A 15,282-nucleotide genomic window follows, 5' to 3' on the forward strand; every position below is an offset into this window, starting at 1 on the left:
GGCCCGCCCTCACTCGGCGGCGGCCGCCGGTACCGGGTCCGCGGTGGCGCGGGCGCGGGCGCGGCGGTGGACGAACCAGCCGGTGGCCGTGAGCAGCGCGGCCAGCGCGGCGGCGGTGCCGATGGTGGCGCCGGTGGAGGCGAGGCTGCCGCCGCCGGTGGTGGTCGTACCAGTAGAACCGGTGGTGCCGGTGGTGCCGGTGGTGCCCGTCGAGCCGGAGGTGGTGCCGCCGCTGCCGCTGCTCGAACCGCCGCTCGTGGAACCGCCGTCGGTGCCTTCCGTGCCGCCGGTGCCACCCGTACCGCCCCCGGTGTCACCGCCGGTGTCACCGCCTCCGGTGTCACCGCCGTCGGGGTCGGTGTCCACCGGGTCCTGGCCGGTGAAGGCCACCGGCACCTTGACGTCCTGGGTGCGGTCGCCGGACAGGGTGTGGTCGGCGCGGGTCGCGAGGACGCAGGTCACCTCGAAGCAGTCGGTGAACTCGTCCGCCGCGTCCACGGTCAGCTCGACCTCGAAGGTGCCGCCGTCGCCGTACGGGATCGCCAGGTCCTCGCCGTAGTCGGGCGGGTTGGAGGAGATCCACGCCGAGGAGTGCGAGGTGCCGGTCATGTCGACGCCGCCGACGCAGGGGCTGGGCAGTTCGCCGGGGCCGTTGTCGACGCACAGGGCGACATAGACGCCCTTGTCGGGGTCGTAGCCGGAGCCGGTGACGGTCAGCCTCTGGTCCTCCACCGCGAGGTGGTTGACCGGGGTGACGGTGAGCTGCTGTCCCTCGGGGCCGGTCCCGGTCCCGGTGCCCGACGGCTCCTCCTCGCCGCCGTCACCGCCGCCGGTGCCGCCGTCGTCGGGCTCCTGCACGGTGAGGGTGATCGGCGCGGTGCGGGTGGTGCCGGCCGCGTTGGTGAACTCCGCGCGGTAGCGGTAGCCGTCCTGCGACTGCTTCGCCGTGAAGCGGTACGCGTTCTGGGTGGCGCCCTCGATGGTCGTCCAGGTCTGGCCGTCGTCCGGGCTGACCTGCCAGCGCACGGCCGGTTCCGGGGTGCCCTCGGCCGTCGCGACCAGGGTGACCTCGTCGTCGGGGGCGACGGTCCGGTCGGTCGGGGACTGGGTGACCTTCGGCGACATCCGGCGCTCCAGCCGCAGCACCTCGCTCTCCGCCTGGTTGGTGACGAAGACGGTGCCCGCGCCCGGGGTGACGGCGACGCCCGCGAAGGCCCCGGCCCGGCTGCCCGGCAGGGCGAGGGACTCGGCCGCCTTCTCGTAGGTGGTGGTGGAGTGGACGTCGAGGGAGCCGACGTTGTCGGCGCCGTCCTCGGCGCTGCCGTAGTCCTCGCGCAGCACGAACGCCGAGCCGGTCTCCTGGTCGAAGGCGACGGCGGTCGGGCGGTCGGTGCCCGTGAGGGTGGTCAGGAGGGTGGCGTCCTGGTCGAAGACGAGGACGTCGTGGCCGCTGCCCACCCAGACGTTGCCGGTCGCCGGGTCGACCTGGACGAAGGCCAGCAGGTCGGAGGTGAGATCGGCGGTGGCGGTGACCGCGAGGGTGCCGGTGTCGATCCGGCGCAGTTTCCTCGTCGTGTAGTCGACGGACCAGACGGTCTGGCGGGCGGTGTCGGTGGCGAGTTCGCCCACGCCGTCGAGGGTGACCGTGCGCCGGACGGTGCCGGTGGCGTACTCGATCTCGGACAGGGTGGTGCCCTGGGAGACCAGCACGGTGGCGGCGTCGGTGCCGGGCGCGATGCCGGTGATGGAGGCGCCGGCCGGCCAGAAACCGGCGGCGGCGGTGTCGCCGTCCTTGGCGGTGCCGATGCCGCGCACCGGGTACTGGAAGACGACGCCGTCCCCGGCGAGCGGTCCGGCGATCCGCTGGACGTTGCGCGGCGCGAGCACCCCGGTGGAGCTGGGCGCCTGGGCGACATGGCTGAGGACCGTGCCGTCCTGCGGGTCGAGGACGTACAGACCGGACTCGTTGACATCGGCGGTGTCGGGGATGTTGTTCGAGCCGACGTACAGCTTCCCGGACTCGGGGTGCAGCAGCAGGGCGTTGGGCTGGCCCGCGGTGCCGTACTCGGCGGCCCGGACATAACTGACCGTGCCGGCGGGCACGTCCACGCCGCCGCCGGGCTCACCGGGGTCCTGGCCCTCGAAGGTGACGGGGACCCGGACGTCCTGGGAGCGGTCGCCCGCGGCGCGGTGGTCGACGCGGGTGATCACCGAGCAGGCGACCTGGAGGCAGTCGAGGCCGCCGTCCTGCGCCGTGACGTCGATCTGGACGTCGAAGGTGCCGCCCGCGCCCCAGGTCTCGGTGAGGTCGCCCTCGTTGGGGTCGCCCGGCGGGACGATCCACTGGGAGGAGCCGCTGCCGCCGGTCTGGTCGGCGCCGCCGAGACAGGGCGAGGGGATCCGGTTGTCCCCGTTGTCCTTGCACAGGGCGACATACAGGCCCTTGGTGGCGTCGTAGCCCGCGCCGGTCACGCGGAGCGTCTCGCCGTCGGGGTCGAGGTTGGCGGAGGCGGAGACGGTCAGTTCCTGGCCGTCCTGGCCGAGTCCGGTCCTCGGGGTGTCGGCGGCCTGCGCGGGCGGGCCGATGGTGAGGGCGGTGGCGCCCGCGGCGATCAGCGCGGCCGAGCCGATGAGCGCGGCGGGGCGGCGCAGGCGGGGTCTGGCCGGGGCGTCCGGGCGGCTGGTGCCGGTGGTGTCGTCAGTCATGGGGTTCCTCGTGGATGGGTGGCGTCCGGCTGCCCACAGGCCATGGGCCGGGCGCCCCGCGTACTGCGGGACGCCCGGCCGGACGGGACTACGGGAAGCTGATCGGGACGTGCACGTCGTACTTCCGGTCGGTGGTGTCGGTGTGGTCGGCGCGGGTGACCACCGCGCAGGTGACGTCCTCGCCGCAGACGCTGCCGTCGTCCAGCGTGGCCTTGACGAAGATGTTCACGGAGAAGGTGCCGCCGGTCCCGAAGCGGGAGCTGTTGGCGACCGTGCCGCCGCCGAAGTTGGACACCCAGTGGGAGGACCCGGTGGTGCCGGTCTGGTCGGCGCCGCCCAGGCAGGGCCCCGGCTGGCTCTGGCCGGGGGCACCGCTGACGGCACACAGGGCCACGTAGACGCCCTGCGTGGTGTTGTAGCCGGACCCGGAGACGGTGATGATCTGGCCGGCGGCGGTGGCGGTGTTGGGAGCGGTGAGGGACAGGTTGTAGGTGGTGGTGCCGTCGGTGATCGTGCGGGTCGAGGTGGCGGCGGAGGCCGAGCCCGCCAGGCCCAGGGTGAGCGCGGCGGACGCGGCGACGGCCAGACCGGCACGGGCGGCGTTACGGGCGGTGCGGGGGGTTGCTGCTCGCATGGGGGGGGGGACCTTTCGGGCTACGAGATCCGGACCCGGGCAACCGGATCCGGACTACGGGGATCCGGACTACGGGGATTCGGGCTACGGGGATTCGGGCTACGGGGATTCGGGCTACGGGGATTCGGGCTACGCGATGCGGACCACGGGATCCGGGCTACGAGAAGGAGATCGGCACGTGCACGTCGTACTTGCGGTCGTTCGTGTCGAAGTGGTCGGCACGGGTGACCACGGCGCAGGTGACGTCCTCGCCGCAGACGCTGCCGTCGTCCAGCGTCGCCTTGACGAAGATGTTCACGCTGAAGGTGCCGCCGGAGCCGAACGTGGAGCTGTTGGCGAAGAGCCCGCCGAAGACGTTGTTGACCCAGTGCGAGGCGCCGGTCGAGCCGGACTGGTCCTGGCCGCCCAGGCACGGGGACGGCTTGTTCGCGCCCGCGGCGCCGTTGACCACGCACAGGCCGACGTAGAGGCCCTGGCCGGGGTTGTAACCGGACCCGGAGACGGTGATGACCTGGCCCGCCGCGGACGCCGTGTTCGGCGCGGTCAGCGAGAGGTTGTAGGTGGTGGCCCCGTCGGTGATCGTGCGGGTCGAGGTGGCGGCGGAGGCCGAACCCGCCAGGCCCAGGGTGAGCGCGGCGGACGCGGCGACGGCCAGACCGGCACGGGCGGCGTTACGGGCGGTGCGGGCGGAAACGGGTCTCATGCGAGGTTCCCTCTCTCGGAAGCGGCCCCAGTTAGGTAAGGCAAACCTAAGTCTGATCGAGGGATCCTTGTCAATGGTTTGCAAAATTCCCAACTCCCGTTTTTTCACGGGGGGTTGGGGTGCGCTTCACGGGCGGTCCGGGCATGCCGAGGAGCGGACCCGTCGCCGAGCCCGCTCCTCCTTCACCCCGGGTGATCCCCCGCGTCGACGCGCGGGCGGTCGGCCGTCAGCGCATGGGTCAGTCGGTGCCGCGCACCTCGAACCGGGCCACGGCACCGCCGCCGCCCCCGGTCACGGGCGTCAGCTCCACCTCGTGCTCCCCCGCCAGGGCACTGGCGTAGACGGGGAACGCCCGCTCGAAGCGCCCCGTTGCGTCGGCGACCGCCTGATAGCGCGTGTCCCCGTCGATGGCGACCAGCACCACCGCGCCGGGCGTGAACCCGGCCCCGGTGACCCGCTGTTCACCACCGCCCGTCAGAACGGGCGTGACCACGGCCGCGGTCGGCGCGGCGCCGCTCGCGGGTGACTGCGGCTCCGCTGCCGGTGGTGGCTGCGGCGGCTGTGGTGACTCTGGTACGTCCGCCGGGGCGGGCGGCGCGGTGGCGGGGTCCGTGTCGTCCCCGGCCGGGGCGGCCGGGGCTTGCGGGGTGCCGCCGCCGGTGCCCACGGTCACGTCCAGCAGCCCGAGCGTCTCCCCGGCGGCGAACTCCTGCCCACTCCAGCCGGACAGCAGCTCGGCGCCCGCGTCCGTCAGGGACATCCGCAGCCCGGACCAGGTGGCCCCGGTGTCCCGTACGACGGGAGCGGCGCCGCTCTGCCGCACGGCGGCGAGGGCGAATTCGCCCCGGTCGCCTTCGAGTCGGCGGGCGTACAACGTGCCCGTTCCGCCGTCCAGGGTGAGCCGCAGCTCGCCGAGGAGCAGCCCGTGCGCGGGCTCGTCGCCGGATGTGAACGAGGCCGTCCCGGCCAGGTCGACCTCGGCGGACCCGGCGTCGACGGTGCCGCCCTCGGCCCGGAACCAGCTCCGCCCGGCGGACGCGGTGCCGCTCGTCAGGGTCAGTCCACCGGCCGCCAGTTCGGCCGTGGACCAGCCCACGTACCCCCCGGAGATCTCACTCCCGGCCGGTGCCGCCTGCGCGGTCGCCGCGCCCGGCGCGAACAGCGCGAGCACGGCACCGCCCGCCACCACCAGTGCGGCGGCGGGCCGCTTCCTGGCCTTCACCTTCACCTTCACCGTCCTTGTCACCCGCTCCGTCCCCCTTCTTCGAAGAAACCGGTCGTGCGTCACTCGGCGCCCGCCGTCGGTGTGGCCGACCGGCGCCTGCGGGCCAGGGCCCAGGTGGCGCCGCCCACGACGACCAGACCGGCGGCGGTGAGCCCGAGCGGCACCGCGAGATCCGAACCGGTGCTGGCCAGCGGGCCGTCCGTGGTGGAACCGGAGTCCGAGCCGTCACCGCCCGTGGAGGAGCCGGTGGTCGAGCCGGTGGTCGAGCCGGTGGCGGTCTCACCGCCGGTCGTCCCCGCACCGGCCGAGGCGGTCGGCGTCGAGGACGCCTCGGCGCCGGACGACGCCTCGCCGTCCGTCGCCCCGAACGTCACCGGGACGCGGACCGTCTGGGTCTGGTCACCGCCGCGCGTGTGGTCGTTGCGGGTGATGACGGCACAGGTCACACCGGACGCCGTGCAGTCGGTGCTCGCGTCCTTGGCGCGGACCGTGAGCTGCGCGGAGAACGAGCCGTCGTGGCCGCTGCCTTCGTAGGGCGTGGCCAGTCCCTCGCCGTACGACGGCGGGTTGGAGGACACCCAGACCGAGGCGCCGGACTCGCCGGACATGTCGACCCCGCCGACACAGGGGGTCGGTGTCTGCCCGGCCCCGTTGTCGACGCACAGGGCGATGTAGATGCCCTTCTCGGTGTTGTAGCCGGTGCCGGACACGGTCACCGTCTCGCCCGCCTCGGTGAGGCCGGACGTCTTGGACACGGTGAGCGTCTGCCCCTCGGGGCCGGTCGCCGAGCCCTCCGCCGCGACGGCCGGTGACGGGACCGCCAGCGTCAGCGCCGCCGAGACCGCGACCACGCCGGTCCAGCCGATTCGCTTGCCGCGCGGGCCACTTGCCGATGACATGAAACACCCCCACCTCAGAAAACTTAGGTCAGCCTAACCTAAACTATCGCCCAACTGAGTGCCAGCGAAGAGGAAAGGCCGAGTCATGAGAGCCACGAGTGCCGCCGGTCGTACGAGGGCCGTCCGACGCCTGACCGCCACGGGACGGCCGACCGCCACCACCCGCCCGACGCGCGCCGCCCGACGCCGGGGCCTGGCCGCCCTCGCCCTGTCCCTCGCGCTGCTGAGCGGGGCGTGCGCGGGTGGCTCGGGGGGCTCGGGGGGCACGGAGACCTCCGGTGACCAGGGGAGCTCCGGTGCCACCTCCGCGTCGGCGGGCGAACGCGCCGAGGCCGCGCTGGAACGACTCGACGCGAACACCCTCGTACCGCTGGAAGGGGCGCCGCCCGAACCGGAACTGCCGGTCACCGTGGACTCCTCGGACGGCCGTCAGGTCACCGTCGAGGACGCCGCACGGATCCTGCCGCTGAACGGCGGCGTGGCCGAGATCGTGTTCACGCTGGGGCTGGGCGAGCGGGTGGTGGGCCGGGACATCACGGCCACCTTCGAGGAGGCGAAGGATCTGCCGCTGGTCACCAAGGCCCATGACGTCAGCGCGGAGAGCGTGCTGTCGCTGCGGCCGACCGTGGTCCTCGCGGACACCGACACCGGCCCCTCGGAGGCCATCGACCAGATCCGCGACGCGGGCGTGCCGGTGGTGGTCCTCGATCCGGCCACCGAACTCGCCGATGTCACCACGCGCACCACCCGGATCGCCGAGGCCCTCGGGGTGCCCGAGGCGGGCCGGGCCCTCAACTCCCGTATCGACACCGAACTCAAGGCGGCGCGCGACGCCGTGCCCGACGGCAGCACACCCAAGGTGGCGTTCCTCTACATGCGCGGCACCGCGGCCGTGTACCTCATGGGCGGCAAGGGTTCCGGGGCGGACTCCCTCATCGCGGCGGCGGGCGCGGTCGACGCGGGCGTGGACGCCGGTCTCGACAAGCCCTTCACCCCCCTGACCAGCGAGGCCCTGGTCGACGCACAGCCCGATGTCCTGCTGATGATGACCAAGGGCCTGGAGTCGGTGGGCGGCGTGGACGGCCTGGTCGAGATCCCGGGCATCCGCGAGACACCCGCCGGAATGGACCGAAGGGTGGTCACCCTGGAGGACGGCGTCCTCCTCAGCTTCGGCCCACGAACCCCCCTGGTCATCGACATCCTGGTGGCAGGCGTGCACACGACGTGAGCGGACGCGGGGTCGGCCGGGGGGTGTCGACGCAGGCCGCCCCCGATCCCCTAAAGGGCCCGAAGACGGTGAGATGTCAACGCAGGCCGCCCCCGACCCCCTGAGGGGCGCGGGGAACTGCGCGACCAGCCCCCACCCACCCGCACCCGACCACGCACCCCACGAGCCCCACTCACACCCCCCTCACCGCACCCAGCACCTCATCCGCCAACGCCTTTTCGAGCGCCACACGCACAAGCGCGTCGGCCAACCTGGGCCACTCCCGATCCGGCACCAGCCGACTCAGCCGCCGGACCGAGACCGGAAGCCCCAGCCGCCGCGCACCTTCCAGCGCCTTACGGTCGAAGTAAGGAGCCAATTCCGGCCAGATCCCCTGCACATCACGGAGAAAGATGGCCGCCCCGGTCGGCCCGATCCCGGGAAGATCGAGCAGGGCCCGTCTCGGATCACCCTCCGCCCGGAGCCGCCGCAGATCACCCCCGTACCGCTCAAGGAGCAACTCCGCTCCCCTGCCGAGCAACGTCGCGGTGCTCTCGTCGTACCGCCGATAGCCGCCCCGGCCCAGCGCGTCGACCCGGTCCTGCCAGGAGGCATCCGCCATCGACCGGGCGTCCCGCATCCCGGCGGCGAACAGTTCCCGCGCCGCCGCCACCGCCGTACCGGCCCTGATCCGCGCGCTGAGCAGCACCGCGAGCACCAGCGTCTGGTACAGCGGGGCCGGGGTGTTGCGCAGCCGGATCCCGGCCCCGGCGGGGTAGGTGCGCGGGCGACGGTCGAGGAGGGCGCGGACGACGGCGTGGTACGTCGCTTCGGCGCCGGTACGGCTCGTGCCCCGCGCGGTCGTGCCCCGCGCGGTCGTGCCCCGCGCGGTCGTGGCCCGCTTGGTGGCCCGCGTGCTCTTCGTGGGGCTCGTGCGCGAGGCGGGGCTCGTGCTCTTGGCGACGTTCGCGCCACGCGCCGCGGTCCGCTTCCTCACACTGGCTCTCGTCGCCGTGGTGGAGGTCTTCGCCGCCTTGGTCGATCCGGTCGTCATCGCCACCTCACCTCTTCCCCGTCCCGAGCGTGGTGTCACCGGCCCGCCCTTCCTCCCGTACCCGTCGGACCAGCACCGCCAGGTCCACCCCGGCCGCCAGTGCCAGGGCCGCGCACACGGCCGCGAGGGTCGCGGTGACGGCTCGGCCGGGGCTGTCCCCCGGTCCGGACAGCGCCGCCCAGATCGCGAACCCGACCGCCCCGGCGACGAACACCGGCAGGAAGATCCCGCTGAGCAGCATCCGCAGGCGCAGGGGGCTGCGGGCGGTTCTCGGCTCGGTCCCGGTGCGCTGGGTCACGGGCGTCCCTCCTCGGTCGCGGGCGTCGGCCCACCTTCCAGCCAAGCAGCCCGGCCCGCTGTCGGCATCAGGGAGCCCGTCCGCACCCGCCCCGTCCCAGGGCGGGCGCGGCTCACCACCTGTCACTCACATGTGGACCGTGGGGGCGGCGTCGGCGGCGGCCGCCGGGACACCGCGCCGGTAGAGCACCAGCGTGAGCAGGGCACCGACGGCGAAGAAGCCGGCGGACCACCAGTAGGCGGTGGAGTACGACTCCAGCGCGGCCTGCGCCTGGACCAGCGGGTCGGCGGCGTCGCGGCCGGCCAGGTAGGACGTGGCAGCTCCGGCGGCCAGGGTGTTCAGCAGGGCCGTGCCGATGGAGCCGCCGATCTGCTGCATGGTGTTGACGGAGGCGGAGGCGACTCCGGCGTCGTCGGCGCCGACCCCGCTGGTGGCGAGGCTCATCGCCGGGGCCATGACGAGGCCGATACCGATCCCGGAGACCACCAGGGCGGGCAGCACATCGGCGGCGTAGGCGCTGGTCAGGTCCAGGCGGGTGAGCCAGGCCATGCCGACCGCGCCGAGGGCCATGCCCAGCCCGACCACGGCCCTCGGTCCGACGCGCGGCAGCAGCAGGCTGGTGGCGAGGGTGGCGGCGGCCATCAGGGAGAGCACCATCGGCAGGAAGGCCAGACCGGTCCGGACGGCGGAGAAGCCGAGGGTGAGCTGGAGGTAGTAGGTGAGGAAGAGGAACACCCCGAACATTCCGGCGCTGACGATCAGCATCGCGGCGAAGGACGCCCCGCGGTTGCGGTCGAGCAGGACGCGCAGCGGCAGCAGCGGGTGCGCGGCCCTGGTCTGCCACCGGGTGAAGACGGCGAGCAGGACGGCTCCGGCGGCGAGGAAGCCCCAGGAGAGGGCGGAACTCCAGCCGTGCGACTCGGCGTTGGAGAAGCCGTAGACGACGGCGAACAGTCCGGCGGTGACCAGGACGGTGCCGGGGATGTCGAGCCTGGCGCCGGATCCACGGGTGCCGCGCTGGAGCAGATACCAGCCGCCGACCAGGGCGAAGGCCGCGAAGACCACGTTGACGTAGAGGGTCCAGCGCCAGTCCAGGTACTCGGTGAGCACACCGCCGAGCAGGAGTCCGACGGCCGCGCCGGAACCGGCGACCGCGCCGTACAGGCCGAATGCCTTGGCCCGCTCCTTGGCGTCGGTGAAGGTCGTCGTGAGCAGGGAGAGCGCGGCGGGGGCCAGCAGCGCGCCGAAGACGCCCTGGAGGGCGCGTCCGGCGACGAGCATCTCGAAGCTGGTGGCGGCGCCCGCGACGGCGGAGGCGAGGGCGAAACCGGCGACGCCGGTGAGGAAGGCGAGCTTGCGGCCGAAGAGGTCGGCGATGCGCCCGCCGAGCAGCAGCAGGCTGCCGAAGGCCAGCGAGTAGGCGGTGACGATCCAGGTGCGGTTACCGTCGGTGAAGCCGAGGTCGGCCTGGGCGGACGGCAGGGCGATGTTCACGATGGTCGCGTCCAGGGTGACCATCAACTGGGCGGTGGCGACCACGGCGAGGATCCACCAGCGGTGCGGCGACGCCGCCGCCTCCCGCCGGGATCCGGTCTTCGCCGGTGAGGTCGCGGCCGGGGCCGGGTCGGACGCCGCGTCGGACTCCGTGTCGGTGTGGGGCATGCAGACGCACTCCTGTCAGGGACGGGGCTCAAAGCCTGAGGAGAGAGCGAAACGAAACCGTTTCGTACGGCAAATAGCCTAGACCCCGATTCCGCGAAACGCAAAAGTTTCGATAGGGACGCGACACGGAGGTGAAGAAGGTCACGCCGAGCCTGTGAGACGGCGGTGAGCCGGACCGGACCTCCGGTGGACCTGGCCCGTCACCAGCCACGAGCCCCCGCTCCGGCGCCCGCCCGGCGGTCTCGTCCGTCCGGGTGATCGTGGCCGTGGCCGGGCCTTTCACGACCGGGCGGACGGCTACGTTGCCTGCGACCGGAGCCCGTATCCGCTCCGGATCCCATATCCGCTCCGGAGCCCGTATCCGCTCCGCAGCCCGCTGTCGCGAAGGACACCGATGACCATTCCCCCGCTGGATCACTCGACGACCCGCTACTCCCTGGAGCACGCCTACTGGATGGGCCGCGCGGCCGGACTGGCCTCACTGGACCCGGACGGCATCGAGACACAGGCCCGCGCCTGGGGATTCGGCGAGGTGCGGCACTTCGCCTCGACGCACCGGATGCCGTTCCCGATCGAGGACACCCAGGCGTACGTCATGGCCAGTGACCGCATGATCGTCGTGGGCTTCCGGGGCACCGAGGTCACCCAGATCCGCGACTGGCTCACCGACGTCAACACCCCGCCCGTACCCGGGCCCGGCCGGAAGGGCTTCGTCCACTTCGGCTTCCACCAGGCCCTGCAATCCGTCTATCCGCAACTCCGCGACACCGTCCTGGAACTGCGCGACCGGGGGCAGAGCATCTGGTTCACCGGCCACAGTCTCGGCGCGGCGCTGGCGATGCTGGCCGCCGCCCGGCTGTACTTCGAGGAACCGCGGCTGCTCGCGGACGGCGTGTACACCTACGGCCAGCCCCGCACCTGCGAACGGCTGCTCGCCGACGCGCACAACAAGGCGTTCGCCGACCGCTGCCACCGCTTCGTCAACAACAACGACATCGTCCCCCAACTCCCGCCCGAGCCCGTCTACACCCATGTCGCCGCGCTCCGCTACTTCGACGCGGACGGAAAGCTGCACGACGCCCTGCCGCTGCTCGCCACACTGCGGGACCGCGCCAAGGGCGTCGGGAACGACCCGTTCGCCCCGGAGACCGATGCCATCAAGGATCACCATCTGGCCAACTACCTGGCCGCGCTGGAGAAGAACCTCGCGAACTCCCGCTGAGCACCCCCCTCATGACACCGCCCTCGGCGGGTGGGGCCCCCGGGGGCACCGTCAGCGTTCGATCCACAGATGGCGGGGGCCGCGCAGCAGCGGGCTCGTGCGGTACGGCGGCGGGTCCTCCACCAGGTGGGTGCCGTCGCCGAGCCGGCCCAGGAGCGCGGTGAGTGCGAGGTCGGCCTCCAGCCGGGCCAGCGGGGCGCCGAAGCAGCTGTGGATGCCGCTGCCGAAGCCGAGGTGCTGGTTGTCCCGGCGGGCCGGGTCGAAGCGGTCGGGGTCCGCGAACCGCAGCGGGTCACGGTTCGCGGAGGCGAGGACCAGGATCAGGGGCGCGCCCTTGGGGATGGTCACCCCGGCCACCTCGATATCGGCGAGCGGGGTCCGCTGCGGCAGGAAGTGCACCGGAGGCTCGTAGCGCAGCAGTTCCTCGACCGCCGAGGGCATCAGCGCCGGGTCGTCCCGGAGGCGGGCCGCCAGGTCGGGCCGGCGCAGCAGGGTCAGTGCCCCGTTGGTGATCAGATTGACGGTGGTCTCGTGTCCGGCGATCAGCAGCAGGGCGGCGGTGGACATCAGTTCCTGCCGGGTGAAGGTCCCGTCGGGGCCCGGGTCGCCGACGAAGGACGACAGCAGGTCGTCCGAGGGGTGCTCGCGCCGGAAGTCGGCGAGGTCACCGAAGTAGACGGCCATCGCCGTACGTGCGTCCTGGCCGCGGCGGCGCTTGACGGCGGGATCCTCGCCCTGGGTGAAGTCCAGGCTGGTGATCATGTCGTCGGTCCACTCGCGGAGTTGGTCCATGTCCCCGGCCGGGATGCCCAGCAGCTTCCCGATCACGGTGACGGGCAGCGGGTAGGCGAAGTCGTCGACGACATCGACGCGCTCACGGCCCTCGAAGCCGTCGGTCAGATCCTGGACGATGCGGGTGATGTCGCCGCGCAGCGCGTCGATCCGCCCGGGGGTGTGCGGCGGCCCGAACGGGCGCATGGCGATCCCGCGGAGCCGTTCGTGCTGGGGGTCGTCGAGGCGGATGAAGGTCGGCGCCATGTCGGCGGCCTCCTCGACGGCCTCGTCGGGCTCGGCGCGGTTGCGGAGGTCGGAGCTGATCCGTGGATCGTGGAGCAGCTGGACGACCTCGTCATAGGTGCCCACCAGATACGAGCCGTCCTGCTGGCGGGCCACGCCGTGCTCGCGGAGTTCGGCGTAGAGGGGGTAGGGGTCGGGGCGGTTCGCGTAGTCGGTGATCCGCTCGAAGAGGGTCTCCGTGGGCATGTCGGCACTCCTTGCGGCGGGTCGGCGAGTCGGCGGCCGGCGGGGCGTTCGTCGAGGCATGGGCGGATGGGCCGGTTCATTCCCTCCGCACCACGGCGAGGCGCCGGTCCGGCAGATGTCCGGTGAGGGCGACCGTCGGGCCGTGGGACAGCACCGCGGGGTCGGGTACGGCGGAGGGAACGGGGACCGGTTGGCCGTGCCGGTCGGCGGTGTCCGGCGGGGGCGGGAAGGGCGCGGCGGTCTCGATCATCCGCTGGTAGTACTCCAGGTACTTGGCCCGGTTGACGGCCACCGCCGCGGTGACCCGCCCCCGGTAGCCGTAGACCGCGACCATCCGGCCCTCCTCGGGTGAGCCTTGGGCGATCACCACCCGGTCGGAGAAGGTCGGCACCCCGACGGACTTGATGGTGAGGCCGAACTGGCTGGACCAGAAGGCGGGCACCGCCAGATGGGGGCGGCGGCGCGGCCCGGGGCGCACCATGTTGTGCGCGGCGACCTCGGCCTGGGCGACGGCGTTGCCCCAGTGCTCCAGGGACAGCATCTGGTACTCGAACAGGGGGTGCGGGAACCGGGCCACATCCCCGGCGACGAACACATCGTCGGTGACGATGCCGTACATGTCGAAGGCCCGGCAGCCCGCGTCGCAGGCCAGGCCCCGGGGTCCGGCCGCCAGCCCGGAGCCGTCGAGCCACTCGGTGTTTCGGACCGCGCCGAGGCACACCACCGCGACCTCGGATTCGACCCGGCTGCCGTCGGAGAGCCGGGCGCCGGTGAGCCTGCCCCGGTCGCCCTCCAGCGCGGTGACGGTCACCCCGCAGCGCAGATCGACTCCGTGGGCGCGCTGGACGTCCGCCGCGAAGGTGCCGAGGACCCCGCCGAGCGCGCCCACCAGGGGGGCGGGGCCGCGTTCGACGACGGTGACGTCGAGGCCCCTCTCCCGGCAGGCGGAGGCGATCTCGGATCCGGTGAACCCGGCGCCGATCACCAGCACCCGGCGGGGTCCGGCGTCGAGCCGCCGGGCGAGTTCGGCGGCGTCGTCGCCGGTCCGCAGGGTCAGCACCCCGTCGAGCGCGGCCTCCTCCGGCACCGGCCAGGGGCGGGCCCGGGTGCCGGTGGCGATCAGGAGGCGGTCGTAGGGCAGCCGGTCGCCGTCGGCGAGCAGGACGTGTCCGTGCAGCGGATCGACCCCGGCGGCCCGCACCCCGAGCCGCCAGTGCGCGTCGACCGGTCTACGGGCGGGCAGCCCCACGTCGTACGGTCCCGCCTCGCCCAGCAGCACCTGTTTGGACAGCGGGGGGCGGTCGTAGGGAAAGGCCCGCTCGTCGCCTACGAGGGTCAGCTCACCGGTGAAGCCCACGTCCCGCAGCGCCTCGGCGGCCCGCAGTCCGGCGAGCGAGGCGCCGACGACGACCACCCGCCGTACGGAGGTGTCGATCCGCGGCAGGGCACGGTCAGTCGACATCGGCGCCCGCCGCGGGCCCGGCCGAGATCGCCTGTACCGGACAGGCGGCCACCGCCCGGCCGACCCGTTCGCGCTGGTCGTCGGCGACCCGGGGGTGGTACCTGAGGGATTCGTCGCCGCGCAGGACAAAGATGTCGGGCGCCAGAAAAGCGCACTGCGCGTACCCCTGGCACCGGTTCAGATCGACCACGACCCGCATCCCACACCCGCTCCTCGCCCGTCACCACCCTGCACGACCCCCTCCCGTCCTACGCCCCGCGGGGGAGGAGCGCAGCCGGGGGCGGGACGTGTGGGTGACGGGAGGGGCGGGTGAGGGCTCGGGGCAGGCGATCGGCGGCATACGTCACCGGTTCCGGGACCAGCCCGCCGGATTCCACGCCGGCCTGTGCGTCGAATTCCCCCGCTGCCTGCCCCCGCGCATGATCTCCCAGCATCGTCGGCACTCTGGCCACGGAGTTTCGCCCACTGGATCGAGTTCGCGTTCAGCCGGAGGGGTTGAGCCGCCCTCCCTCCCCACCCCCTCCCCTCCCCCCTCAGACGGGCTCCGGGAGCGGACCGAGGTGTTGGCCGACCCGCTCGCGCAGCAGGAGGTACTCCTTCCAGCGTCGGCGCAGCGGGCCCGGCGGGCGCTCGATGACACGGGCGGCGGTGATGTGCTGCCCGTACTCGAACTGCTCCCGTGTCAGGTCGAGTTCCACACCGCTGGGCAGCCGGTTCCACCAGTGGAAGCCCCGCTGGGTCCCGTCGAGGTACACCTCGCCGACGACCAGGTCACCGCCGAAGACGTCATGGACGACGAGGGCGGTGATGTCACAGTGCCCCCAGGCCGGATTGCCCGGCCGCCAGTCGGCCTGATCGTCGGGGGAACAGGTGTCGGCGGCCCAGGCGGCGCGCAGGGCTCTGTCGAGATCGAGCAGGTTCCACGGGGTCATGCCGACAGCATCGCA

At 73.1% G+C, this 15,282-nt stretch carries 14 protein-coding genes; 2 read left to right on the top strand and 12 right to left on the bottom strand.

The window, feature by feature from the left end; translation table 11 throughout:
- Nucleotides 1–9: 9 nt before the first annotated feature.
- From ACFRFC_RS21010 to ACFRFC_RS21030, 5 genes are all read right to left on the bottom strand, one after another.
- The gene (locus tag ACFRFC_RS21010) at nt 10–2,706 is read right to left on the bottom strand and encodes an immunoglobulin I-set domain protein (protein WP_382678926.1); all 2,697 of its coding nucleotides are present in this window, start codon (nt 2,704–2,706) and stop codon (nt 10–12) included.
- An 88-nt stretch (nt 2,707–2,794) separates the two neighbouring features.
- Nucleotides 2,795–3,340, bottom strand: coding sequence for a hypothetical protein (locus ACFRFC_RS21015; RefSeq protein WP_382678923.1), 546 nt, complete (start codon nt 3,338–3,340; stop codon nt 2,795–2,797).
- 157 nt (nt 3,341–3,497) lie between these two features.
- Entirely contained in the window at nt 3,498–4,043 is a 546-nt protein-coding gene (locus tag ACFRFC_RS21020; RefSeq protein WP_382678920.1) for a hypothetical protein, read from the bottom strand.
- A 238-nt stretch (nt 4,044–4,281) separates the two neighbouring features.
- Entirely contained in the window at nt 4,282–5,289 is a 1,008-nt protein-coding gene (locus ACFRFC_RS21025; RefSeq protein ID WP_382678918.1) for an HtaA domain-containing protein, read from the bottom strand.
- A 38-nt stretch (nt 5,290–5,327) separates the two neighbouring features.
- Nucleotides 5,328–6,167 carry a hypothetical protein gene (locus tag ACFRFC_RS21030; RefSeq protein WP_382678915.1) on the bottom strand — a complete coding sequence of 280 codons (840 nt, stop codon included), beginning with the start codon at nt 6,165–6,167 and terminating at the stop codon, nt 5,328–5,330.
- Between the two features lie 85 nt (nt 6,168–6,252).
- Here ACFRFC_RS21030 and ACFRFC_RS21035 point away from each other — a divergent pair, with 85 nt between their 5' ends.
- Nucleotides 6,253–7,395 (top strand): hemin ABC transporter substrate-binding protein, encoded by a 1,143-nt coding sequence (locus ACFRFC_RS21035; RefSeq protein ID WP_382678912.1) that lies wholly within the window; start codon nt 6,253–6,255, stop codon nt 7,393–7,395.
- Nucleotides 7,396–7,567: 172 nt separating this feature from the next.
- On the opposite strand, the gene ACFRFC_RS21040 is transcribed toward ACFRFC_RS21035, so the two are convergent.
- The 3 genes from ACFRFC_RS21040 to ACFRFC_RS21050 form a co-directional block, all read right to left on the bottom strand.
- A complete protein-coding gene (locus ACFRFC_RS21040; protein ID WP_382678909.1) occupies nt 7,568–8,428 on the bottom strand; it encodes a hypothetical protein in 861 nt (286 codons plus the stop codon).
- Between the two features lie 7 nt (nt 8,429–8,435).
- Entirely contained in the window at nt 8,436–8,726 is a 291-nt protein-coding gene (locus ACFRFC_RS21045) for a DUF6343 family protein (RefSeq protein ID WP_382678906.1), read from the bottom strand.
- A gap of 126 nt (nt 8,727–8,852) precedes the next feature.
- Nucleotides 8,853–10,388: an MFS transporter gene (locus tag ACFRFC_RS21050; protein ID WP_382678903.1), complete on the bottom strand. Its 1,536-nt coding sequence runs from the start codon at nt 10,386–10,388 to the stop codon at nt 8,853–8,855.
- 394 nt (nt 10,389–10,782) lie between these two features.
- Between ACFRFC_RS21050 and ACFRFC_RS21055 the strand changes: the two genes are divergently transcribed.
- Nucleotides 10,783–11,610 (top strand): lipase family protein, encoded by an 828-nt coding sequence (locus tag ACFRFC_RS21055; RefSeq protein WP_382678900.1) that lies wholly within the window; start codon nt 10,783–10,785, stop codon nt 11,608–11,610.
- Nucleotides 11,611–11,661: 51 nt separating this feature from the next.
- Here the strand turns inward: ACFRFC_RS21055 and ACFRFC_RS21060 are convergent, their stop codons facing one another.
- The 4 genes from ACFRFC_RS21060 to ACFRFC_RS21075 form a co-directional block, all read right to left on the bottom strand.
- Nucleotides 11,662–12,873 carry a cytochrome P450 gene (locus ACFRFC_RS21060; RefSeq protein ID WP_382678897.1) on the bottom strand — a complete coding sequence of 404 codons (1,212 nt, stop codon included), beginning with the start codon at nt 12,871–12,873 and terminating at the stop codon, nt 11,662–11,664.
- Nucleotides 12,874–12,949: 76 nt separating this feature from the next.
- Nucleotides 12,950–14,335 carry an NAD(P)/FAD-dependent oxidoreductase gene (locus tag ACFRFC_RS21065; RefSeq protein ID WP_382678894.1) on the bottom strand — a complete coding sequence of 462 codons (1,386 nt, stop codon included), beginning with the start codon at nt 14,333–14,335 and terminating at the stop codon, nt 12,950–12,952.
- Nucleotides 14,325–14,534: a ferredoxin gene (locus ACFRFC_RS21070; RefSeq protein WP_382678891.1), complete on the bottom strand. Its 210-nt coding sequence runs from the start codon at nt 14,532–14,534 to the stop codon at nt 14,325–14,327. The genes ACFRFC_RS21065 and ACFRFC_RS21070 overlap by 11 nt, the downstream gene beginning before the upstream one ends.
- A 334-nt stretch (nt 14,535–14,868) precedes the next feature.
- Nucleotides 14,869–15,267 carry a hypothetical protein gene (locus tag ACFRFC_RS21075; RefSeq protein ID WP_382678888.1) on the bottom strand — a complete coding sequence of 133 codons (399 nt, stop codon included), beginning with the start codon at nt 15,265–15,267 and terminating at the stop codon, nt 14,869–14,871.
- Nucleotides 15,268–15,282: the final 15 nt, after the last annotated feature.

The sequence above is a fragment of the Streptomyces sp. NPDC056734 genome (genome assembly GCF_042790455.1).
In the GTDB taxonomy this organism is placed as follows: Bacteria; Actinomycetota; Actinomycetes; order Streptomycetales; family Streptomycetaceae; genus Streptomyces.